Annotated in this window: 16 protein-coding genes; 6 read left to right on the top strand and 10 right to left on the bottom strand. The window is 42.6% G+C overall.

Annotated features, from left to right (window positions below; all coding sequences use genetic code 11):
- Positions 1 to 128: 128 nt before the first annotated feature.
- The 3 genes from ACED60_RS11580 to glgX all read right to left on the bottom strand — a co-directional run bounded on the left by ACED60_RS11580 (position 129) and on the right by glgX (position 5,005).
- The gene (locus ACED60_RS11580) at positions 129 to 872 is read right to left on the bottom strand and encodes a tRNA (adenine(22)-N(1))-methyltransferase TrmK (RefSeq protein WP_371727565.1); all 744 of its coding nucleotides are present in this window, start codon (positions 870 to 872) and stop codon (positions 129 to 131) included.
- A gap of 153 nt (positions 873 to 1,025) precedes the next feature.
- Positions 1,026 to 2,768, bottom strand: coding sequence for a diguanylate cyclase domain-containing protein (locus ACED60_RS11575; RefSeq protein ID WP_371727613.1), 1,743 nt, complete (start codon positions 2,766 to 2,768; stop codon positions 1,026 to 1,028).
- A 263-nt stretch (positions 2,769 to 3,031) separates the two neighbouring features.
- On the bottom strand, positions 3,032 to 5,005 hold the full coding sequence (gene glgX, locus ACED60_RS11570; protein WP_371727564.1) for a glycogen debranching protein GlgX: 1,974 nt from the start codon (positions 5,003 to 5,005) through the stop codon (positions 3,032 to 3,034).
- A 432-nt stretch (positions 5,006 to 5,437) separates the two neighbouring features.
- Here glgX and ACED60_RS11565 point away from each other — a divergent pair, with 432 nt between their 5' ends.
- The 3 genes from ACED60_RS11565 to ACED60_RS11555 all read left to right on the top strand — a co-directional run bounded on the left by ACED60_RS11565 (position 5,438) and on the right by ACED60_RS11555 (position 8,792).
- Positions 5,438 to 6,841 carry a carbohydrate porin gene (locus ACED60_RS11565; protein WP_012600159.1) on the top strand — a complete coding sequence of 468 codons (1,404 nt, stop codon included), beginning with the start codon at positions 5,438 to 5,440 and terminating at the stop codon, positions 6,839 to 6,841.
- A 78-nt stretch (positions 6,842 to 6,919) separates the two neighbouring features.
- A complete protein-coding gene (locus ACED60_RS11560; RefSeq protein ID WP_371727563.1) occupies positions 6,920 to 7,801 on the top strand; it encodes a MalM family protein in 882 nt (293 codons plus the stop codon).
- Positions 7,802 to 7,964: 163 nt separating this feature from the next.
- Positions 7,965 to 8,792 (top strand): alpha/beta hydrolase, encoded by an 828-nt coding sequence (locus tag ACED60_RS11555; protein WP_371727562.1) that lies wholly within the window; start codon positions 7,965 to 7,967, stop codon positions 8,790 to 8,792.
- A gap of 116 nt (positions 8,793 to 8,908) precedes the next feature.
- Here ACED60_RS11555 and ACED60_RS11550 read toward each other — a convergent pair whose 3' ends face one another.
- From ACED60_RS11550 to ACED60_RS11540, 3 genes are all read right to left on the bottom strand, one after another.
- Entirely contained in the window at positions 8,909 to 11,770 is a 2,862-nt protein-coding gene (locus ACED60_RS11550; protein WP_371727561.1) for an amylo-alpha-1,6-glucosidase, read from the bottom strand.
- Positions 11,771 to 11,820: 50 nt separating this feature from the next.
- Positions 11,821 to 12,999, bottom strand: coding sequence for a maltose/maltodextrin ABC transporter substrate-binding protein MalE (gene malE / locus ACED60_RS11545; RefSeq protein WP_009845865.1), 1,179 nt, complete (start codon positions 12,997 to 12,999; stop codon positions 11,821 to 11,823).
- A gap of 367 nt (positions 13,000 to 13,366) precedes the next feature.
- Positions 13,367 to 14,998: an alpha-glucosidase gene (locus ACED60_RS11540; protein ID WP_371727560.1), complete on the bottom strand. Its 1,632-nt coding sequence runs from the start codon at positions 14,996 to 14,998 to the stop codon at positions 13,367 to 13,369.
- A gap of 194 nt (positions 14,999 to 15,192) precedes the next feature.
- Between ACED60_RS11540 and ACED60_RS11535 the strand changes: the two genes are divergently transcribed.
- A complete protein-coding gene (locus ACED60_RS11535; RefSeq protein WP_371727559.1) occupies positions 15,193 to 16,110 on the top strand; it encodes a LysR family transcriptional regulator in 918 nt (305 codons plus the stop codon).
- A 134-nt stretch (positions 16,111 to 16,244) separates the two neighbouring features.
- Here the strand turns inward: ACED60_RS11535 and ACED60_RS11530 are convergent, their stop codons facing one another.
- The 3 genes from ACED60_RS11530 to ACED60_RS11520 form a co-directional block, all read right to left on the bottom strand.
- Positions 16,245 to 16,490, bottom strand: a complete 246-nt coding sequence (locus tag ACED60_RS11530; RefSeq protein ID WP_041473027.1) for a hypothetical protein — start codon at positions 16,488 to 16,490, stop codon at positions 16,245 to 16,247.
- A 255-nt stretch (positions 16,491 to 16,745) separates the two neighbouring features.
- Positions 16,746 to 17,270 carry a MerR family transcriptional regulator gene (locus ACED60_RS11525; protein WP_371727558.1) on the bottom strand — a complete coding sequence of 175 codons (525 nt, stop codon included), beginning with the start codon at positions 17,268 to 17,270 and terminating at the stop codon, positions 16,746 to 16,748.
- Complete coding sequence (locus ACED60_RS11520) at positions 17,264 to 18,130, bottom strand: DMT family transporter (protein ID WP_371727612.1); 867 nt, start codon at positions 18,128 to 18,130, stop codon at positions 17,264 to 17,266. The genes ACED60_RS11525 and ACED60_RS11520 overlap by 7 nt, the downstream gene beginning before the upstream one ends.
- 746 nt (positions 18,131 to 18,876) lie before the next feature.
- On the opposite strand from ACED60_RS11520, the gene ACED60_RS11515 reads away from it, so the two are divergent.
- Positions 18,877 to 20,127 carry an AAA family ATPase gene (locus tag ACED60_RS11515; RefSeq protein WP_371727557.1) on the top strand — a complete coding sequence of 417 codons (1,251 nt, stop codon included), beginning with the start codon at positions 18,877 to 18,879 and terminating at the stop codon, positions 20,125 to 20,127.
- The gene (locus tag ACED60_RS11510) at positions 20,114 to 20,770 is read left to right on the top strand and encodes an HNH endonuclease (protein WP_102258243.1); all 657 of its coding nucleotides are present in this window, start codon (positions 20,114 to 20,116) and stop codon (positions 20,768 to 20,770) included. Before ACED60_RS11515 ends, ACED60_RS11510 begins: the two co-directional genes overlap by 14 nt.
- Positions 20,771 to 21,106: 336 nt before the next feature.
- Here ACED60_RS11510 and ACED60_RS11505 read toward each other — a convergent pair whose 3' ends face one another.
- Positions 21,107 to 23,284: an NERD domain-containing protein gene (locus ACED60_RS11505; protein WP_371727556.1), complete on the bottom strand. Its 2,178-nt coding sequence runs from the start codon at positions 23,282 to 23,284 to the stop codon at positions 21,107 to 21,109.
- Positions 23,285 to 23,337: the final 53 nt, after the last annotated feature.

The following is a 23,337-nucleotide window of genomic DNA, read 5'->3' as shown; positions in this document are numbered from 1 at the left end:
TCAAAAAAGCCGATAGTTCATTGAACTGTCGGCTTTTCTATTGATTGGGCTTTGTCTACTCAAACAGTGCAGTCAGTGCTCACTATGTTTTAAAGCGCTAAAACAAGGATGGTCAAAGAGTGAGGAAGTTAAATCGCTTGGTAAGCTTCAATGATGTGCTTAACCTGACTGGTTTTGCCTTGCTTCTCTTGTCCTTGATGGATGCGCAAGTAGTGCTGCAATGTTTTGGCTTTGTATTGCTGTGATACTTGCTTCTGTTGTTCACAGTTCGGAGTCCAGATCTTGTCGCCGACGCTTGATATCTCAGTTACCGTTCGGTTATTGCCGTTTTCATCTAGATTTTTGTCGCTTTCACCTTGGTTATTGCTGACCAATAAAATCTCGTAGTAACGACGGTTCTCTTCAATTAACACTTCATCAATTAGGCCGAAATTGAGCGCCTTTAAATGATTTCTTAATTCGAACTGCTGATGAACCGGGCAAAGCAAAAAATCGATCGCTTTGTCTGGATGCTTGCAATGAATATCGTCGACGAGCTTTTGTGTTAGATCGCCTCCCACACCCGCAATAATGACCAGATGTCTGCCTGTGTGCTTTTCCAATGGAATCGCTGCGACATCCAAGCAGTAGACTTGCCATTGGCTGGTAACCGCTTGTTGGTCTGAATTATCTTGGGGAAAGTAACGCGTTAACTTGCCCTCCAGTTCATTCATCAGAGAAGGGACAATATCGACAAAATGAATCTGCGGTGCTTTGTGGTCAGATAATAGCTGAACACCCAAGAAGCCGTGATCACAACAACAGTCCCAAATATGTTGGTAGTCATTACTGACAAGGGAGTGGAGAGTTTGCAGTCGGTTACTTAGCTTCATAAGGCTCGTATCGTTAAAAAAGGGTATTGTTGTATCGAACGCGCATTGTAATGACTTTCCATAAAAACAAAAGCACCTAGGGGATTAATCCTAGGTGCTTTTTCGTTATCGGTATCGTACCAATCGGTGTGATACGAGCGTGTTAGCTAATGTCTACGACGCTTTGGCTACGCCTCTAATGTGACCTTCTACTCGATTCTTTCCAAGTTGTAGTGCGATAAGTTTTGCTTGTTCCGCAAGGGCTAAAGCAGAGTCTGTTTCGCCGTCTATTTGCGAAAACCCGACGCTGATACTGAGTGACAATGTGATATCCGGAGTGACAATGGTTTTCTCGGCGATGCTGACTCGACATTGTTCCAATTGGTGCTTGGCATCCTTCGCATCATTCGCTTTGAATAAAACGGCGAACTCCTTATCCCCAACTCGAGCAAGGCAAAGCCCTTTTGGCTTAGGGAAGTAAGAACGCATCGCTTCTGCGGCGAGCTTTATCATCTTGTCGCCAATCGCTTCACCGTAAGCTCGATTTACGTGGTCAAAGTTATCGATATCGAGCAGAGCTACATAGGTATCGGGTTCGCATGCGTAGTTGTCGATCGCGATGTTAAAACTACTTTTGTTGTCTAACTGAGTCATGAGATCTTTACTGCTCAATTGATGGTGGAGCAGTAAGTTAGACAACGAGACTTCCGTGTAATCTTTGATCATGCGTAAAATACTTTGACTGATCGGCAAGGGCGCCTTGACGTAAATCACCGCGATTAGCTGGTTACGAGAGTGCAAAGGGATACAGTAGTGGCGTTGGAGTATTTTGAGTTTACGTGCCAATGGATCCGCGTATTTGCTGCTTCGATAAGCCATGCTTTCGGGAGCAAATCGCTCAGCAAGGGCTTTGTCAGAATGTACCTTTGATTTGTTTCCATGATAATCGATAGTACTGAATGAATGGCTCTCTGCTTGATAAAGGCAGAATTGAATGCCTTTTTGATAGGTAAAGCTATTGAATATGGCTTTTAACTCTCGTTTAAAGCTGGCGAGATCATCAACTTTATTCAGTTGAGATAACGATATGTTCAAGCGGTGAGCTAGGTAGTGTGCGCCAATCCATAATAGAAGCAGTGACCCGAGTACCACGCCAGTTAGCGTAAATTGGTGTGAGCTGGTGAGTATGTCGTGACGATCAGTGCCCGAGACGAATACCCAGTTTAAGCTGTTGTCAGCATCAAATACCGTTATTTTGAAATTATCTTGATAGTAGTATTCGTGTTGGCCGACGGTCTCACCTTGAGAGAGTTGGTGGCTGATGCCTGCATGATAGCTGATGGATTTGGAGCCAATGCGTTTCGGATCAGGATGGAAAACCAGTCGTTCGGTTGCTCTATCAACCACAAATACATAGCCACGGTCTAATGTCTTTAAGTCTCTCAGGCCTTGTGTGGTATGCAAAAGGTCAAACTCAATCCATATTTCTTTGTTCAACTTTTCCGTCGTGTGTTTGATCGCGAAAACCCAACGACCATCGGGTTTTTGATAGATAGAAGAGATGTAAAAACCTTCTACAACACTATCTATTGGATTCCACTGGATGGCATTGATCTGCTCATTAGAAAGAGGCAGGCCACGAGTTGAAATATATTGTTGGGATTGAGGCTGGTATTGAACAATATCGGAGAAGTTAGGTGTTCTCTTAAGAATATTGTCACTGATGTCCCTGAATTTTTGTTCACCGACGGGGCCTGATGTAGATAAGCTTAAACTGGTTTCCAAAAAATAGAGTTTGCCGAATGTGGCTTCGATGTTGGAATTGATGATGGAACTTGCGATACGAATATTTGATAGTGATTGTTCTTTTGCTGTCGTTTCTACTTTTTCAAGTTGAGCTGCAGCAAGATAGAGCATCCCTCCAGTTAATAAAATAATGTATGGTTTAAAAAGCCGAATTAATGTTTTAGGTAAAGCCATGATATCCAAAGACGTTATAGATTCATTTTTATAGTACGGCATACTAAACAGTTTTCGTAATCACATCAATGCAAAATGTTCCATATAAAAAATTGAGTTTGTGACGTTCAGCTAATAAAAAAGCCAGTCATAAACATAACTGGCTTCTATGGCTTCGCGTGTTCTATTAAGCTGATTTGGCTTTTAACCTAAACCTAAACCTAAACCGAATCAGTCTTGTTTGGCGAATAGTGCAAAATTGCCATTGAAACGGGAGATAACAGCATTTCACCTTCGGCATGACCCGGTTTCACGTTTCGCAAGTTGGTATCACAGATGGTTACCCAGTTTTGCTGACGGTCACTCGGTAAAGAAAATCGAGCCGGTGCGTTGGTTTGGTTGATCAGATAAATCAACTCGTCGCCATCTTTGCCGATGCCTAAATGTAAGGCTACAGAGCTTAAACGGTTCCAATCATCATGTTCCATGATTGTGCCATCAACACGGCTCCAGAATATACGGTTAGAGTTACGTTTATCGCCACTGAACGCCTTGATAAACGGCACCATGTATTGCTGACGTGCGGAGATCATCTCAGACAACCAAGCCTTGAAATAAGCCTTACGCTCGGAATCTTCCCAGTTGAGCCAGCTAGTGACGCTGTCTTGGCAGTACGCGTTGTTGTTGCCCTTTTGAGAATGAGATAACACATCGGCCGTCAAAATATGCGGAATACCGAATGCAAATAACAGGCTAGCCATGAAGTTACGCTTTTGCTTTTCGCGTGTTGCGATAACCAAAAGGTTTTCTGTATTGCCTTCTACACCATAGTTTTCAGAGCGGTTATCACCGTGTCCATCGCGGTTGCTCTCACCATTTTCTTCATTGTGCTTATGTTTATAAGAAACAAGATCTTGCATGGTGAAGCCGTCATGATAAGTGATGTAGTTGACGGTTAATTTGTACGGCCAGTGTGCGGCACTGTAGATGTCACGAGAGCCCATTAAGCGAGTCGCAAACTCTTTCAAGTAGCCTTGATCACCACGCCAGAAGCTACGAGTGATATCTCGCAGTTTGTCGTTACATTCATTCCACCCCAACGGAAAATTGCCAACTTGGTAGCCATTTGGCCCGATGTCCCATGGTTCTGCAATTAACTTGGCTTCTTTCAATACCGGATCTTGGGCGACGGCTTTGAAGAAAGCAGCCTCAGGATTGTAGTTATCGCCTTCGCGCCCCAGTGTTGCTGCCAAATCAAAACGGAAGCCGTCGACTTGGAACTCACTAACCCAGTAGCGCAGTGTATCCATGACTAAGTTAAGTGCTGGTTGGTGGGTGAGGTCGACCGTGTTACCACAACCAGTGAAGTTCGCGTAATGACAGCCATGCTTAATGTAGTAGCGGCTATCCAGTGCTTTTAGGTTGAAGGTTGTACCACCTTCACCGCCTTCTGCTGTGTGGTTGTAGACGACGTCGAGAATGACTTCGATACCGTTGCGGTGCAGTTCTCGAATCGCGGTTTTGAGTTCACTTACGGCGTCTTTCTCGGCGTAGCGTGGGTCTGGCACCATAAACAAATATGGATTGTAACCCCAGTAATTCACTTTCCCCATATCCAATAGGTGGGGTTCATGCATACATGCAGCAATAGGTAAAAGTTGTAGAGAATTGATGTTTTGCTGTTTATAGAATGCAAGCATTTCGGGACTAACTAACCCCAAATAACGGCCTTTTGTATTGGTCGCGACTTCTGGGTGAAGTTGAGATAGGCCTTTAACATGGGTTTCGAAAAGAACGGTCTCTTCGCGGCTAATACGCGGCTTTTCGACATCTTGCCAATCGAACGTGTCATCAACTACGAGACACTTCGCCATCGAAAAGCTTTTTTCATTGGTATATGGCGTTGCGTAATCGAGCGGTTCGCTTATTGCTTTAGCGTAAGGGTCGGAAAGTAAGATCGGGCCATTATCAGTTTCAGCAATGAAACCGTATTTTTGTCCCGCTTTAATACCATCAACAAATACATACCTGATATCAGCGTATTCATTTTCCAATTTATAAGTGGTGAACTCATCGTTCTCGTCAAAAAGAGCGAGAGAAAGGGATTTACAGTCAGGGGAATAAATTGAGAAGTTACAGCCAGTGTTACCTAGCGTTGCGCCTAGTGGATAAGGGCGAGCGAGCGTTCTAGTCATTGCTTGATTTCTTGTTCGTTTATCAACATCAGTGAACTATTAGTAAAAGGCTTTGTCCCATTAAGGTCAAGCAACTTCATAGAATAAATTTTGTTGAAAAATAATTCATCGATGAAGTTCAAATTATATATTTGAAGTAGATCTCACTTATGCTGAATAATTAGATCTGTGTGCTGTCTACTCCTCCTAGATTAAGTGATCCAACCCTTTAAAATACCATTCTGTATAAACTCTACTCCCTTCTCATCCCCCTTAATTTAGTTCGGGGTGGAGGAAGTCAAACTTGTCATCCCCTCTTAATATTGGTTCCGTTGAAACGAATCAGGGGAAACCCTAAACCTCTCTATCTTACGCCCACCATTACTGCCTTTGGTTGTCGCAAGAGAGCAAAAATATAAAACCTAAAATAAATCGTCCTTAATGGAGTTAAGAATGAAAAAAGTAAGTTTGATTGCTGCTGCAGTGGCTTCTGCACTTGTCGCTGGTTCAGCGTTCGCAGAAAATGATGTTGCACTTGATGTAACAAGTGGTGACTCTTCAATGGAAGTAGAGGTGAAAAACCCTACTGACGTTATCACTGACGGCTGGGAAGTTCACGGTTACATGTCTTCTAACGTTCGTGTTGTCGACGGTAAAACAGTAGACACTGAATTCGGTAAGCCAGATTACAAAACAGCGGGTACTCACGGTAAGAGTACTAACCAAGTTGAATTTGTAATTAAGAAGCACTCTGAGTACCAAAATGGTGTGTGGGCCGACTACGTTCTTCGTACTGAATATGGTAACGGTAACTCATACGCTTATTCTTCTGAAGGCGGACAAAAGAAGAATGATGATTCTCAGTTCGAAGTAAAAGAAGCTTTTGTTGAGCTCGGCGGCATTTTAGGTGAAGACACTTCTATTTGGGGTGGTCAACGTTACCTAAACCGTGCAGCTGGCCTTTTATCTGGTGAGTTTTGGAAACAATCATCTGGTATTGGTGCAGGTATTCAAACTAAGCTTGCAGGACATACTGCTGGTATCGCTTATGTGATGGCTGATCCTGATGCAGGTTCTGCAGATTCTTACGCGATTGACTGTAAACAAGATGATGGCACTACATCGACAGATCCTAGTAAATGTAAAGTCAAGAAAGATGGTGCAAAAGAAAGACAGACACTCTCTTCTATTGACTTGTACTACTACGGCGTGGATGCGGGTATCGGCAGCCTAGACTTTGACTTTAAATATGGTCAGCAAAACATCAATGGCGGTGAGAACGAAGACGGTATCGGTGCAGCTGTAACGCTTAATACAAGTTACTATGGCCTAGACGGTTGGACTCAAAACGTAATTGCTTACGGCTCTGGCGTAATGAAAAACCGTGGTGTTAACTTCGGTGGTTGGTCTGGTGGCGGTGATAAAGAAGAATCACTATTCTTGACTTCTTACGGTGTGCTTAACATCTCTGAAAAATGGCAATTAGGTACGGAAGCAGTGTACTTTACAGCTCTTGACCAATTGTTTGGTGCTGACGGTTTGACTCGTTACATGGTTGCTGCTCGTCCTTCTTACAAACTGAACGACAACATTCGCTTAGAAGCTACGGCTTCTTATGCACATGAAGAAGGTGATGAAGGTTACTGGAATCGCACTGGTGATGCTGTAGAGAGCGATATTCTTAACCTAGAAATTGCAACTGCATTTACAGCGAACTCTGACTACTTCGGTCGTCCACAAGTTAAGCCTTACATTAGCTACATTAAAGCTGATGATGAAGCAAGTGCTAAACAAATTGGTATCGATAACGGTAAAGACGAATTTGTATTCGGTGTACACACTGAAATTTGGTTCTAAACCGTTTAAAGTATAAGGCAGCCATTGGCTGCCTTTTTCCGTTTCCCCCAACAACAACCAATAGTGAGAGAGATTACAATGACAAATAAAAGCTCTATGTTAGCCGTGGTACTAGGTGCCTTGCTAAGCGGTTGTGCTTCCGATGCTCAGGTTCAAACTAAACTCGATGCACCCACTAATGCAGAAGTATGCTGCAGCGATTTTTCGCAGTACCCATACGCACAATTGAATGATAATGAAGATTTAAAGTTTGATATCGACTTGGGATCACCTGTCGGTACATTTACAACAGGTAATAGCCACTTTGCAGCGTTCAAGTTCAGCGAGCGCTCAGGGGAGATGGTCGTTAAGCTATCGAGCTTGATGATCGATGATTCAGTTTTTGCTCCAGAAGCCATGCTTCTAGATGAAAACTTTAAGCCAGTGCAAACATTGAAGTTTGAAGACTTTAAGGTTCAGGCATCCGACGCTTTTACTCGCACGAGTTACATTGAGCGCTTGCGTATTGATGCGAGCAAGACACCTTATATTGTTATCTACACGCCTGCTGATGAGCTTGGCAATAAGGTGAAAGTTGATCACCCAGCAAAGGTGAGAGCGAAAGAATTTGGTGAGGTGATGCCTATGGTCACCGATCCGGTATACACGAATCAATTAGGTGGTCGTTTAGAGTTAGAAATTAAAACTTTAAAACTTCGCCCTTACCGTGCTAAACCTGCCGTAGCGCCAGTCGTTGCTGCCCCTGCCGCTATGGCAGCGACTGCAACAGCTGTTGTACCGAAGAAAGCAGACACGCAGATACGTGTGCAGCAAGAGACAAAAGACTTCTACTTGTCTGCTATACAAAATGCGGTGAAGTCAGGTGATATACCCAAAGCTTTAGGTTTGTTAGATGAAGCGAAGGCGCTTAATGTTGAAGGTGCACAAGAAGCTTTTGTGCGAGCCGTCAACGCAAAATAGCTTGTTAGCTTGTTAGCTTAATAGATTAGTTGGCTTAATGGCTTAGCAGCCCAGTATCTTAGTCGCTTAGATAGATATAGAGATAGAGATAAAGATAGAACGCTCCTTTAAAGGGGCGTTTTTTATATCTGAATTTATAGACACTTCAAGTTTAGAGGTCGTTATGCAATCTGAATTGATTATTATCGATGAGTTCTTTATTCCACAGTTGAATCGAACTCGAACGCTCCGCATTTACCTTCCTGCGGGGTATCACCAAACAGAGCACGCTTATCCTGTCTTATACATGCATGATGGGCAGAATGTCTTTGAGAAGTCTACAGCGACGTATGGGATGTGTTGGGACGCACAAACGACACTCGATGAGATGCAAAGGCTCGGTAAGTTATCAGGGGTAATTGTTGTCGCCATCGACAGCAGTCATGAGCTTAATGGCATGGAGCGTTACAATGAGTATTCGCCTTGGCGCGCTAACCAAGAGATAAAAGAGTTGGGTGTTGGTGATGAGCTACTTAAATTTGGTGGTGAAGGGGACGAGTACATGGCGTTTATCTGTCATACATTGAAGCCTTATATAGACCAAACATACAGAACAAAGCCGAACCGAGAGTTTACGTACCTTGCTGGCAGTTCAATGGGCGGGCTAATTAGCTTATATGGTGGCTCACTGTACCAGAATACCTTTGCCGTGCTTGGGGTTTTCTCTCCGGCATTTTGGTTCAATAAATCCTCATACTTCGAGTATATGAAAGAGTTTAGCTTTCTGTCTCCAACGAAAATATATATGGATATGGGAACGAATGAAGCTCGTGAAGAGGCAAACGTAGATTTTGCTGACGTTTATCTGAGTGGTTCAAGGGCAATGAACACGTTACTCACTCAAAAGCCGAACGTGACGCTGTTTTATCAAGAAGGGCAAGGTCATCAACACAATGAACTGGCTTGGTCGTTGCGATTCCCGGATTTCATCGACTTTATTTTTAGACAATAAAAGAAGGCCTAACTCCGTTTTGTCTTCGTAACCGGTGTATTAGGCCTGCTTTTTTATCGCTTTATAGCCGTATCACTTTATACGTCTATAAAGCGATAGGCTTAGTATCAGCAAAGCTAGTCCTTGGCTGCTGACAATTTTTGCTTATTGCGCTTGTTCAACAGGTAGTCCTTGCTCATCAAGCTGTTGTGTTGCCTTGCAAAGTCGGGCTTGGCAAATTGTAAATCGCGTAAGATGGCGTTATTTGGCTTTGGTTGAATCTCAAACTGCGCTTGTTTGTCGTTGACCGTGACCTGTTGTTGGTGACTGTCGATCATGATCTTCAACGATTGTGTTAATGGTGTCGAGATTACGGCAACAGACTCATGGTTTATGTCTAGCGTAAGCACCAACGTGATTTCGGGACTTACCGTATCTTCTAGATTTGACTGAATCTTGTAATGAGAAATCCCATTTTTGGATTCAAATGACAGTCGTAGCTGGTTTCCTTGACCAAAAGGCAACGAAGCCACTAATTCGCTCCAACAACTTGGGAAGTTTGGTGTTAGGTGTATCTGATTGTCCAATAAGCGTGGGCAATATCCCAAATAGTCCTGTTGCGCGTTACGAGCGTATTCTGAAACAGACCAGGCTTGAGCAAACGTTCCTGATTCTACAAGGTCGCGGTCACTTTCTTGGAAAGCATCCAAATTTTCACTCATTGTCCCTCTACAGCCTTGTGTAAGGATCTGTTTTGCCAAGTTTTTGGATAGCTGGTAACTGAGATCTTGCTGCTTAAACTTGTTGAGCGCCGTAATAGTAAAGCCCGCATTCCACCCCCAGATCGTCCCGTTGTGATAAGCCGCGTCCTTGTGGTACATGGCTTGATTGTCGTGATAAGGATGAAAATCGACATGCTCTTGTTGTAAGGAGCAGATCCCCCATGGGAACAATAGCGTTTCTACCGCGTTCTTGACGATGTATTGCTCTCTTTCATTCTGATTCAGCGGACTTTTCTGAGGAATTGAAATCGTCATCAACTGATTCGGACGCACGCTATAATCAGGCACATCACCTTGCGATAAATGGTCGGCTAGGCGATGGTTTGTATCATCCCAAAACTTGGTGGCGAAACTCTCTTTCACTTTTCCAGCTTGGATTGCCCAGCTCTTTTCTGATTCAGAGTCGCCCACCAGAATAGCGAGTTGAATAGCGCAGTTTAAGCTTTCAAACCACAAAGCTTGGATGTCATTGGCTTTAGGGCCGCGAGGAGACCAAGGTGTCATCCCATCAATTTTTGCATCCATCCACGTATCAGGGTGGCGATGTGCCATCAGACTATCTTTATTCAAATAATCTTCATTCAAGCTATCTTCATTCAAGTAGTGTTTTTCGACACCCGTGATGAAACGCTTGAGAGTAGGGTAAATGGCCTTAGCGAACGCCACATCGCCAGAGTAGTTGATGTACTCAAGGGCTTCACGAATCATCCAAGGAGTGCCATCGGTGGTGTTATAAATGATGTTCGTTTTACTCGTCACTCGATTCGGAATTCGCCCGTAATTCGCGGAATTTTCGTCGAGCATCTGCATGGAAGCAAAGTTTTCAATGATCTCTTTTGCTTCACTAAACAGCCCATTGACCAAGCTTGTGCCCGACAAGGCGATAAAGGTGTCGCGCCCCCAACAGTCCTTAAACCAAGGTAATCCAGCCCAAATGCCCGTGCCGAACTCATGACTCACAAAGGTTCGGCTTGCAAGGCGCGACCACATGACGGCTTGGTTGTATTCAAGGTCGTTGGTCCACAAATAATTATTGGTTAAGAACTCATAAATCCGCTGTTGGTGAAGAACGTGTTCGTTATTTTTGATCGCTTGATTAACCAATGAGCTAGCGGTTTCAAGAGTTTCAGCAAAGCCGAGGTAGACGACAAGTTCAGTTTGTTTATCTGACGTCGTGAGCATGAGTTTTGTATTGCTCTCTGAGAGCTGAACTAGGTCGCGAAGTTCAGGGTGAGCGTCTAGCGAGATCTCTCGTGCATGTACTGCATGATTGCTTGCGATGGCGACAAACCTTGGGCAGCCGTCTGGGCAAACTTGAGGGCTGAGTTCTATGACGATGTTTGAGTCTGAGGTATGAACTTTAGAGTGAGTGGTCGGTATGTTGAGTTCTGGAATTAGGCTCAAAGCACTCGGTTTGTTTGACGACACAGTGAGTGATACCAGTCTGGAACCTTGAATCAGGCTCAACGACTCTCGGCTATGATCATAATGATGTTCAATACCATAAGGCGTCAGGCTGGCACGTTCAGCCTCTAACTTATTATTGAACTTGCCGTCGATATAGCTAGCGAAGGTTCCCAGTATCCAACCTTGGTGGTGACGATATTTGCCACCGTTTACATAGCTATAGGTTGCTCCATGATAGTAACCATCGACATTATCCCCGAACACAAACGGAAATGACTGTGTCTCTGAGATGGTGAGTTCTTGGAACAGTTGGTCATGTGGCATTGCAAATTCAGGGTGTTGCCAGTGAGGTAGCGTCTCCTCAATCTCAGCCTCAATCAGGTGAGTATCAATAGGCTCACGTTGAGGTGTTGATAGATCATTGTATTCCCCCTTGGTTACGGTGATCGTTGGCGTCGAAGAGCCAAATTGCACCTTCAAGGAGTATTGACCAGCGACAGCGGGAGAGAGCAGTAGATCATTGCCAATGCCTTGTGTATTGATAAGCGGCATTGCTTGTTCCAATTCGCAGAGAGTGGCTTCACTTTCATGCCCTGAAAGTGTCCATTGCTTGGTGCCATCTGAATCCGAAATTTTGAAGCGATAAAGGTCGGTAGATAAACATAGGTTTGCTCTGTAGGAGCCGTCTTGTTCTTTGAACAATGGGGTGTCTAACCCCCAACCATTGAACGTACCTTTTAGGTAAAGAGTAGGGATTTGCATAGCGAGTTGATTTCCAAAACAAAAAAGGCACAGCATGCGCTGTGCCAAAGGACAATAGGATATTAATATGAGGAAAGGGTTATTAATATGAAGAAAGCTTATTTGGTAATTTGTTTTGCTGCTGTGTCTAGCGCTTCTCTAACGGTTTGCTTACCCTGCATTGCGTTATCGATAGCCGCACCTTCAGCGAACCAGTAAGCCGTCATTTGCGGAATGTTTGGCATGATTTCGCCGTTTTCAGCATTCGTCATGGTTGATTTGATGCGATCATCGCTCTCAAGAATTTTTTGGAATGATTTTAGTGTCACCGCGCCAAGAGGCTTGTCATCATTCATGGTTTTCAGAGCGTCGTCTTGGAATAGGTAGTTCTCTAAGAACTCGACAGCAAGATCAGTATTTGGACTCGCAGCATTGATACCCGCACTTAGGATCCCAACAAATGGGTTACCTTTACCGCCATTTAATGTCGGCAGCTCCGCAACGCCATAATTAACACCAAGCTTGTCTAAGTTACCCCAAGACCAAGGGCCATTAATGGTCATTGCCACATTGCCGTTGGTGAATTCTGCTTCTGCTACGGAGTAATCCATATTCGGGTTAACTACCCCTTGGTTTACCATATCAACTAAGAATTGAAGGCCGCGAACACCCGCTGCATTGTTAACACCTGTGCTTTTAGCGTCATAGCCTGTTGCTGTTTTTTCAAACGCGAAGGCACCACCAGCAGAGATCATCGGCCATGTGAAGTACGCATTTTTCACATCCCACATGATGGCTTTTTTGTTTTGCTTAGCCATCTCTTTCTGAATGTCAGCAAGCTCTTCCCATGTTTTTGGTGGGTTTGGAAGTAGGTCTTTGTTGTAGATTAGAGAAGGTGCTTCGATTGCTAGAGGGTAGCCCACAACTTTACCGTTGACTGTCACCGCATCCCAACTGAAGTCGACAAGCTTTTCTTTGAATTCTTTACTTGGATTAAGTTCGTGAAGTAGCCCTGATTCTGCGTAGCCACCAAAACGGTCGTGTGCCCAGAAAATGATGTCAGGGCCGCCGCCTGTTGCTGCGTGTTGTTGGAATTTAGCTTCCAGTGAGTCTGGGTACTGAACGTTAATTTTTACACCAGTATCTTCTTCGAATTGTTTACCAATTTCAGCAAGACCGGCATAACTTTTATCGCCATTGATCCAGATTGTGATTTCACCTTCTTCCATAGCAAAAGCCGGTGCATTGAAAAGAGCAGCAAGGGTACAAATAGACAGTGTTTTCAATAGAGGTTTCATAATTTCATTCCATATTCAGAAGGTTATCCATAACGATAATCACTTCTATCAGTTCTTATTATCTGCTGAAAATAATATCGACTAATTTAGCCTTTGAGAAATAGGTAAACGCACCTTTGATATAGTAAAAAGCTATAGCAACGCCGATACAGTGCTGTTTTACAGGCGATCGCCATAGTTTTGTGAAGTGGCGCGTATAGAGAAATGTGAAGGCGGGCTCAAACTATTTTTGGGTGATGAAAGCCATCCAAAACTAAGCGTTAGGTTGCTTAGGTTAAGATGTGAAATGTTGGAGAGAATCGATGGCTTTGGGCAATAAAAAAGGCAAGGAGAACCTTGCCTTTGGTGTGTTGAATTTAACGTATGATTACAGTTTTACAGCAAATGATTCATACGGTGCCAGTTCAAGCTTGGCTGACAACTCAGTGACCGTTTGATAGTTATTGATCAGACAATCAAGCGTCTGAGTTTGGTATTGTTCAGGCATATCCAGTGTCAGGTTGTCGTTTGAGAAGTTACAAACTATAAACAGCTTTTCACCATCCAACTCACGTACGTAGGCGAAAACCTTGTCGTGTTCTTCAAAAACAGGAATGAATGAACCGTAGACAATCGCTGGGTGAGCTTTTCGTAACTCTATCAATGTCTTGTAGTGATAAAATATGGAACTTGGATCAGCCAACGCACTTTCGACGTTGATCTCTGGGTAGTTTGGATTCAGCTCAATCCAAGGTATTCCGTCAGAGAAGCCTGCATTTGGTTGGTTGTTCCAGTGCATTGGTGTTCTAGCGTTGTCACGGCTGTTCTCGTGAATGGCGTCCATCATGTGTTCATGAGTGACACCCGATTCCGTTTTTACTTTATAGAAATTGTGCGTTTCAATATCTTTATATTGGTCTAGATTGTCAAAAGCGACATTGGTCATGCCAATCTCTTCACCTTGATAGATGTAAGGTGTGCCTTTCAAGAAGTGCAAACACGTCGCCAGCATTTTTGCTGACTCAACTCGGAAATGTTTGTCATCACCGTATTTTGAAACCAAACGTGGCAAATCGTGGTTGTTCCAAAAAAGGGAATTCCAACCACCATCGGCCAGCTCTAGCTGCCACTTGGTCAGCACATTTTTGAACTCTCGAAGATCAAGCGGAATAGGGTTCCATTTGTCACCGTTTTCCCATGTCAGGGTAATGTGCTCAAATTGGAATACCATAGAAAGTTCATTTCTACCTTGTCCGCTGTATAGCTTGGCTATTTCTGGTGTTGCGCCCCAAGTTTCTCCTACGGTTAACAAATCCTTGTTACCAAAGGTCGCCTGATTCATTTGTTGTAATAGCTTGTGCAGCCTTGGTCCGTTACCAGTGATTCCTTTATCGATCTCTTTACCAATAAGATCAATCACATCTAAGCGGAAGCCGCCGATGCCAAGGTCAATCCACCAGTTCATCATAGTATGAACTTCTTCTTGAACCTTCGGGTTTTCCCAGTTCAAATCTGGCTGACGTTTCGAGAATAGATGGAAGTAATATTGTTGTGTGAGTTCATCCCACTGCCAAGCACTTCCGCCAAAGATAGAACCTTGGTCATCCGGTGCGCTGCCATCCGGTTTTGCATCGCGCCAAATGTAATAGTCTCTATACGGATTGTCTTTTGAAGAGCGTGCTTGCTCGAACCAACGGTGCTCATCTGACGTATGATTTACCACTAAATCCATAACAATCTTAATGTCACGCTCTTTCGCTTCATCCATCAGGCGTTTCATCTCTTCCATCGTGCCAAACTCTTCAGCTATCGCTTGGTAGTCGGAGATGTCGTAGCCGTTATCGTCCATTGGAGATTGATAAACAGGAGAGAGCCAAATGACATTAATGCCCAGTTCTTTAAGGTAATCGAGTTTGCTGATGATTCCATTTAGGTCACCGATACCGTCATTATTCGAGTCTAAAAAGCTACGCGGGTAAATTTGGTAGACCACTGCGTCATGCCACCATTTCTGTTCCATCTCAATGTCCACTTAATAAGTTAATTGACCTTACTATAGTGATTTCATCTTACACTGGGAAATAGCATTACTAATGCTCTCTATAGAAAAATCCTATATCATGAGCTCTATCCGCTGCGCACTGTGTTCAGTGGTTTAATTTGTTGAATTTCTAACCTCGCATTTTGTGATCGAATGCAAACTAAGAGAATCCTATGAACAAGCTATACCGATACTTTCTGATGGTTGCGCATACTGGCAGTATTAAAGGTGCCGCGGAAAAGCTGAATATTAGCCAGCCCTCCTTGACCGCTGCGATCAAGAAATTAGAGAGTGATGTTGGTGTGGCTATTTTTACTCGTAAGTCAAAAGGCGTTGAGCTTACCGAGTACGGGTTGTTGTTTCGGGAGTTTGCACAAGAACAGCAAGAAAAGCATCTGTCGTTAATGCACCGCTTTACCGACATGCAGCAGCGCCAATCCGGTAAATTGAAGCTCGGCACTGGGGAAGCTTGGTGGGAACAATTTGTTTGCAAGGCGGTTGAGGAATACAAGCAACAAGAACAAATGGGCTCGCTACATTTAGAGTTCGGTAACAACTTGTCTTTGATGCACCACTTGGTTCAAGGCGATATCGACTTGTTTGTTGGCCATGAAATCTATGGGCTGCATGAGCGATGCAAAGTAACGTTTTACCCACTCTTTCAAGACAAAGAAGCGGTGTTTGTTCGAGCTAAACATCCATTGTTAACGAAGAAACACTTAGACCCGAGTTTGTTAAGGCGTGAGACATTAGCGTTTCCAATACTCCAAGTGACCCCCGATCACTCTCGACATAACTCTGTACTGTCTGATCACGTAAATTCACAGCCTGGCGGGCGTGATATTGAGGTGGTTGGGCGAGATGTCTATGACGTTGACTCTCTTTTTGCGAGTTTAGATATGTTGAGAATGTCTAATGCTGTCATGCCATACAGTCATAAAATGTGTGACTGGATGAAAGACAAAGGCTTCGAAACCTTACTGATTGATGACTCTAAGTTAGGAAACGTTGGCCTCTACGCGAAACAGGGAGCGGAAGACCTCAAGATCAAGACGTTCATTGAGATCTTACAAAAAGCCAACTTTGATTAAGCTAGAAGCTAGAAGCTAGAAATGCGGAGAAAGTAGGGACGCGCTGTGGCGTTAAGGCGATTAGTATCATCGAGTGCTGCTCAGGGCGGCTAATCTATTGATTCTGAACGTTGTAAGCCGCACTAGCCATTTGCCTACTCTTTGGTCTGGTGACCTGTTTTCTTCGCAAACTTTTGCATAGCTTCAGCAAAGGTTGTTGCCCCACCTTTAGCTTGAACCTGTACCACCTTATACCCCAATTTTTCTAGTGCTTGGCGCTCTACTAAAACAGCGTCATCGTCTTGCTGGCTGCCCTGTGCTGGCTGATGAAGGTAACACCCTTCTAATTGACCATCTTCAACTAGTTGGTGGTGTTTCAGTGCATTGATATCAAAATTCATAATCAGTCTTTTCGTGTAAATGGGGAATACCTGTGGCAAAGCCCGCAAGCATCGATAATTTTCTTGTTTGTACCATAAGGCATTTTAACCATAAAAAGCGAATCGAAAACAGTAAACCAGTGGAATGTAATCGGGAGCTGTTTGCATCAGAAATGGATGAAAATGAGTTAACCAGTACAATTCGTTCAAAGGTGGGCAATAACGTATTTACTAATCGCATTGAGTCAGTGAAGTGTGGCGATTTATATCAACACCTCATGGCTTTCGTGACCACGCCCTTATCTGCTCAATTTCATCTTCATCGATATTTAAAGATTGAAGGAATTTGAGATGTCCTAGTGGCTCCATCTGCTCAAAGCGTTTGTGCCAATTGATCATACCCTGTTCATCCATTCCTGACTCTTTAAGTATTTCTGTCCAACGCTCTTTGGTGAGTAGGCCTTGATTAAGAAGTTCAGGCTCTTTGAGTAACGCCATTATGGACTGTTGCTGCTGGCGCAACTTTTGAATTTCTTGATCGAGGGCAGCGAACTGCTGTCTTAGTACCACATCTCTGTTTTCATCCTGAGATTGGTGTAGCAGGCCCCCAATCTCACTGACGGGAATACCATAGGAGCGATAGGCAAGTATTGATCTAAACCTTTCAAGTTCTCGCTCTCCATATTGGCGATAACCGTTAGATGCTCTAGCTGCTGGAGTGATTAGCCCCTTTCGCTCGTAGTAGAGAACCGTTGTTCGAGATACCTCAAGTTGCTCACAAAATTGTTTGATGCTCAACACTTAGGGCTATCCTCTTTGGTTGTTTGATAGTGAGACCAAATCAATGGAATCAATGCACTAATAAGAATAATCAGTGCGCCAATCATTGACCATAAATCAGGAATTTCAGAAAAGACAACTAAGCCAATGATAAGCGAATAGATAATCTTTACATACTCAACATTGGCAATGATGTTGGCTTGCGTCCATTTGTATGCAGAGATACCAACATACTGAGCAAACGAAGAGATGATGCCAACTAACAGCAGTAACATAAAGTCTTCAACAGTTGGCGTACGCCATAAGTAAAGGGTTGGTATTAATGTAATCAAACCAATTGCCAGAGCTTGGTATGCCATCAATGTTATCTTTGGTTCGCTCTGTGCCACTTTCCTAACACACACTACCGCTACCGACGCGCCTAGTGAGGCAATCACGCCAGATAAAACATAAAGGCTATGGCTTGCAGCAAAGGTCGGTCGAACAACCGTCATTACCCCGATAAATCCAACCACAATCGTGAAAATTCGACTGCGGGTGATCTGCTCTGCCAATACGAAATGAGCGATTAGAGCCACAAAAAGTACCTGCAAGAAACCGAGTGCTGTTACGTCAGCAAATGGAATATTGCTTACTGAAATAAAACCAAAGTATAGAGCGGTAAATGCGCCCATTATTCTTAGTAGGTGAAGCGATATTTTGTTGGGTCTAAATAGCACATCGATGTTTTTGCCAATCGCAGGCATGAGCAACAACATAAAGATGAACTGGCGAAAGAACAGGATCTGAAAGGTGTCATAGTTTGCACTGAGCTGTCGAACAAATACCCCAACTATCGTAAACAGTGCTGTAGATATTAGGGCAAGAGTGATCCCTTTCATTGTCGATGGTAGGTGGTCGAAGAGCTGATATATTTTTGACCGCTGTAAGTCTCGTAATTGGTACAACGGAATGTGCCTCTTTAGTCATGATAAGTATAAGGCTAATCATTCTAAAGTCGTCACCTGTAGACAGGTCAAGTGATAGGAGTCGTCAGCGACAAAAAGTTATCCCTTTGAAAGATGAAAGGGGTATTTGAGCTAGAAAGCAACGCTGATTAAAATTTAGCCTAACAAGGTTTTGGACAGAACCTTCTTAGAGTAATCACCTAAATTAGAAATATACGGATAACTTTTTGTATCGAAAGTCGCTTAGAAAGTACAAATATGACACGCACATTTAGCGTTAAATGTCACACTAACTTAATTGCGCTAGTTATGAACAATACATTTGCCTTGTAATACCATTGTCATCTCTTCTTTTTCGCTTGTAGATAGCTTGAAAAACATCGGTAACAAGCGTTCGCAATCACCGAAATACGCACACGGTTATCCCAGGTCAATTTTTCTATCTCTATGAATCTAAGAGTAAATTTTGGTAGGCATAAGATAATCGAGCACAGCGTTAAGCGCAATGCTCGCTTTTGCCAGAAGAAAGTACTCAAAATTGCGCACTTGATGCCATCCAACTAATTGATTAAAAAGCGATTTCTGGAGTATAGTAAGAGGATAAGCGAGGCAAGCACTCTGCGTGATAAACAGAATGCTGTTTAATAAGCTGTTATCTCTCTAGATGGAAATCAGTAGTAATGTTTAAGAAAGTAGAAATAAACCATTGGCGTCAATTCGAAAGAATAGAAATAGATCTTGATGAAAAAGTAACAATCATTACAGGCTCAAATGGTGCCGGAAAAACGACGATCCTTGGCGTTTTAGGCAAGACTTTTGGGTGGAATACTCGTTTACTTTCTACTCCAGCCAAAGATCAAGAATCTGGCCTAATGCGTTTTTTAACCGGCAAATGGGATTCTTTTTTTTCTAAAGAGGAAGAACAAGAATCATGGATTGAAATCGGCAAGGTACAATATTCAAACTTAAGCGTATCTAAAGTTTCGGTTCCTAAGGAAGCAGGTTCAACTTACGATTTAAATTTCTCTGAGCAACAGCCTATTCAAGGAATGCACGTACCTTCTCATAGACCAGTGTTTAGCTATAAAGAAGTTGAGTCAATTCCAACTAAGCCTAAGAAAAAAGAAGATTACTTTAATGAGTATAATGCTAACGTTGTCGATAAATTCAACAATACGGGTGAATGGCTTAAAAATATAAGTCCGAATTATTTACTTAAAGAGTCTCTAATTGGGCTTGCTACCTTCGGGTACGGCAATAGTCATGTCGTTGCCAATAAGGAATATGCAGAATTATTCGAAGGGTTTCAGGAAATCTTGAAAATAATGTTACCTGCAACCTTAGGGTTTAAACACTTAGAAATAAGAATCCCAGAAGTGGTTTTAGTAACGGAGTCTGGTGAGTTTTCTATTGATGCTGCTTCAGGTGGTGTGGCATCAATAATTGGTGTAGCGTGGCAAATATACATGTTTTCTCAAAATAAAGAGAACTTTGTAATCACGATCGACGAGCCAGAAAATCACTTACACCCTTCCATGCAAAGAGAGTTAATTCCAAATTTAAGCAAAGCTTTTCCTAAGGCCCAATTCGTTATTGCTACTCATAGTCCATTTATTATTGGATCTTCTAAAAAATCCCAAGTGTACGCTCTTGCATACAATAATGAAAATCGGGTATTTTCTCGAAAGCTTGACATGATTGATAAAAGTGGCAATGCGGCAAAAGTTTTAAGAGAGGTTCTTGGGGTTCCTGTAACAGTGCCTGTTTGGGTCGAAGATGAAATAAAAGAAGTTGTAAAAAAATACTCTGAACAAGGCGTCGATGAGGGCTTGTTTCAACGAATGAGACAGGAACTAGAAGAGAAAGAACTGCAAGAATTTATGCCCAAAGCAATCACTCTAGTTGTGGAGAGTCTAAATGATAAAGCTTAATAAGGGGTCTAAGCCACAAGTTCTGGTAGACAATGCTACAAACTGGACTAATGAATTACTTGGTTTTATTCAGCGCGATGAAAAGGTTCCTTCATCTGTTTCAAATCGTTATAACCATTCAGATGTGAAAGGTCTTCTCAAGCAGGAAGCTAAAAATAAATGCATGTACTGTGAGAGTAAAGTGAGTCACGTATCATATGAGCATATAGAACATATTAAACCTAAGGCTAAAGATAAGTACCCAGATTTAACGTTCGAATGGCAAAATTTAGGGCTTGCATGCCCTGTTTGCAACATGAATAAAAGTGACGAATACGACCAAAATCTGCCATTTTTAAACCCGTTTAATGATGAACCGAGTGACCACCTATATGCTGCGGGCCCCTACGTATTTGGAAAGCCAGGTCAAAACAGAGGGAAGTTGACGGAGAAAGTCATTGAATTAAATAGAATGGACCTTGTAGAACAGCGACTAGAAAGAATAGATGCAATACGCCAACTTATGGATAGCTATGAAAACGAGCATAATCCAATACTCAAAAAGGCAATTTATAAAGAGCTTGTAGAAGAGTTAGGGGAAGATAAAGCATATTCATTTGTACTGAATTCAATAGTGGATGTTGTCGGAATACGCACCGTATAACTGAGGCGGATTCTAAGTATACGATTGTCAACCTACACACGACCGAAGTGAGTATAGCCCCAACCTCATTGTTCGGATTAGATTTGATAGGGAAAACGCACGCCCCCGGAATGAGTAGAGTATTTAATCTAACCAATTTTGGGGCACTTTCGATTCTCAAAAATGCCAAATGTAACGTTCCTTTCGAGTGGGTGGCATCTGTTACCAAGCGCCGCCCCTTTAAGAACCGCACGTGCAACTTTTACAGGATACGCTTCAAGCCTCCACTAAGGCGTATTGCGTTACCCAGCAAATAGTAGTTACAAAGACTCGCACTGATTTGTGGCTACGACCCCACTATTCATTGCGCCAAACGAGTGATTGTTCTATGACCCTAAGAAATTCATCACCGCTAAATCCATTGTCGTACAACGAACTTTCCACTGAACGAAATTCACCTTGTTCACCTGGCTCAATTGACGACGACAGCGTCTGTTCTTGGTTACATAAATACTGGGCGTTGTCTGCTAATGCAATTAATAACTCTTCAATCGAAACCTTCGTAAAACCATTAAAAAGTTCATGATCGAACTCAGTTGATGTATCCGCTATCCAACCAACAAACTGCGGTGAATCAGTTGTTACTTGTAACTTGTGTTTAAAGGTTGTGTTGATTTTCAGTTCGGTCTTGACTGCATCGACTTTCTTTCTGATCTGAATACCAGCTTTTCTCAAAGTTTTATCACGATGATAAAACACTTCTTTCTTCGTTGTTCGGTAAAAGGTTGATTTAACTTCGATAACAATGACGATGTTATCAAGGGCACAAATCAGGTCAATTTCTCCAGCGTCCGAACCTAATGGATTACCAGCCGTGAAATTTCTCACGACAGTAAATCCTTTTTTCTCAAAAGCATCCCCTAATTGATTCTCGATTCGTGTAGTTTCATCTTTCAATGACTTTCTTTGGTTACCAAATCGGCGCAAGTTATTGACTGAGTTAAGCGACGTAATCTGGGTAGACATTAACCAAGGTAGTAAAATACAGTGATTACCAATTTTTATAATAGGGTGCTCGGAGATCTGTTGATGATAAATTGGAAGGCCATCAATTAACTGCTTGCTGAATTTTTTCATATCAAGCTGCCAAAACGCCAAAATAGCTTCAGCAGCGTTTATATTTCCTCTAGGAAAGTCATTAGATACGGTCCAGCCTAAAATACTCCTAACTTTTTCATTCCATAAGGACCAAGTAATTGGAAATCGATTTTGTCCTTTAGCTGCACCTTTCATTGCAACTAATCCAGCAGCCTGCTCCCAGTTTTGTACTTCAGTATATTCTTCATAAAATGCTTCCACGTAGTCCTTTATATAAAAAGCCACCATTAACTCTTGAGACAACAGCGCTTGAAATAAGTCGACCTTAAACCCATTATCTAACGTTACAAACTCCGAAAGACCATAGACGCTTACTAGTTCTAATTTGCAGGCCAAAGCCTTTACATAAGCTATCTGATTTTGTTCATGATTCTCTAAAGAGCCAATTTGTTTATCTCCTAGCCCCGACAAAATGAAAGCATCCAAAGCCATATTGAGCCAGTAGCCTCTGAGCATGATTTTTCTGTTGCCATTGCGGACCCAATTGCCGGTACTAGACCCATTGACGTGTTCCATTTGTAATTTTTCACTTTTTACTGAGAAATACAGTGAGTCATCAAAACAGAAGGGGTGAACACTTCTTGAAATAAACTCGTCAAGTTCCACTTGTGCCCGCATTAACTCTTCAAATTGTATTAGTAGTGTATTCGCTGTAACACGATTTTGGTCAGAAGGTAAAATTAATGGGATATGGTACTTGGCGAGTGATTGTATAATGACACTCTCGTTAAGAATGAAGTCACGGGCAGTCGCATGTACGAGTTTCCATTGAATTAGACTAGTTAGTGCTCGAACCTGAGAGCTTGCGCTGATAGTACCACCATCGTAATCAATCGCTGGTTCAACTAGGTGACTAAAGGAATAAGCGGCTGAAAAAGATAAAAACTCGAATAAGGATAATAGTTTAAATGGTTCAGAACATTTTCGTACTGAATCTAGCCTTTCTCGGTAAGCAGCTTGAAATGCCTTACTCGTTGCTATCAAATCATCAAGGATATCTGGGTATTGAACCGCTAATTTATGGATTTCATCCCATTTAGTGTGGTTTTCATTAAGGACTAATTCAGAACGGCGAATCGCAATTACTATGGTTTCTGGATCTTCAACTAGCACATTGGCGATAATTTGAAAATTTGTTGCCGCTTCTTGAGAGAAATAGGTGGTTAGTGCGAGGATGAACTCCTCAGTTTTATATAGGGAATTTGGAACTTCAGAAATCACGTGTGAATTCCAAAATAAATCATGCTTACTTGCTTTCTTTGTTATCTGTTTGTGATTGTAAGCCTCAATAACAAGTTGGTAAGGGCAATCATGTAAATCCTTATTACTTAATCGGAGAAATAAATCATCGAAGTAGTTAGAGGCACTTTCTGACATGGAAAACCTATTTCTATTATATTTAATAACGAGAGTCACTTTTTACGACGGGC

Origin of the sequence: Vibrio sp. 1F279 (genome assembly GCF_041439815.1) — a bacterium.
In the GTDB taxonomy this organism is placed as follows: Bacteria; Pseudomonadota; Gammaproteobacteria; order Enterobacterales; family Vibrionaceae; genus Vibrio; species Vibrio tasmaniensis_A.
This window is presented reverse-complemented; position numbering and strand designations above follow the sequence as displayed.

Coding starts and splice junctions, on each gene's coding strand:
- ACED60_RS11510 (WP_102258243.1), top strand. CDS start 20,114: ATGATAAAGCTTAATAAGGGGTCTAAGCCACAAGTTCTGGTAGACAAT.
- ACED60_RS11555 (WP_371727562.1), top strand. CDS start 7,965: ATGCAATCTGAATTGATTATTATCGATGAGTTCTTTATTCCACAGTTG.
- ACED60_RS11565 (WP_012600159.1), top strand. CDS start 5,438: ATGAAAAAAGTAAGTTTGATTGCTGCTGCAGTGGCTTCTGCACTTGTC.
- ACED60_RS11580 (WP_371727565.1), bottom strand. CDS start 872: ATGAAGCTAAGTAACCGACTGCAAACTCTCCACTCCCTTGTCAGTAAT.
- ACED60_RS11515 (WP_371727557.1), top strand. CDS start 18,877: ATGTTTAAGAAAGTAGAAATAAACCATTGGCGTCAATTCGAAAGAATA.
- ACED60_RS11520 (WP_371727612.1), bottom strand. CDS start 18,130: ATGAAAGGGATCACTCTTGCCCTAATATCTACAGCACTGTTTACGATA.
- malE (WP_009845865.1), bottom strand. CDS start 12,999: ATGAAACCTCTATTGAAAACACTGTCTATTTGTACCCTTGCTGCTCTT.
- glgX (WP_371727564.1), bottom strand. CDS start 5,005: ATGACTAGAACGCTCGCTCGCCCTTATCCACTAGGCGCAACGCTAGGT.
- ACED60_RS11540 (WP_371727560.1), bottom strand. CDS start 14,998: ATGGAACAGAAATGGTGGCATGACGCAGTGGTCTACCAAATTTACCCG.
- ACED60_RS11530 (WP_041473027.1), bottom strand. CDS start 16,490: ATGAATTTTGATATCAATGCACTGAAACACCACCAACTAGTTGAAGAT.
- ACED60_RS11535 (WP_371727559.1), top strand. CDS start 15,193: ATGAACAAGCTATACCGATACTTTCTGATGGTTGCGCATACTGGCAGT.
- ACED60_RS11575 (WP_371727613.1), bottom strand. CDS start 2,768: ATGCTCTATCTTGCTGCAGCTCAACTTGAAAAAGTAGAAACGACAGCA.
- ACED60_RS11560 (WP_371727563.1), top strand. CDS start 6,920: ATGACAAATAAAAGCTCTATGTTAGCCGTGGTACTAGGTGCCTTGCTA.
- ACED60_RS11505 (WP_371727556.1), bottom strand. CDS start 23,284: ATGTCAGAAAGTGCCTCTAACTACTTCGATGATTTATTTCTCCGATTA.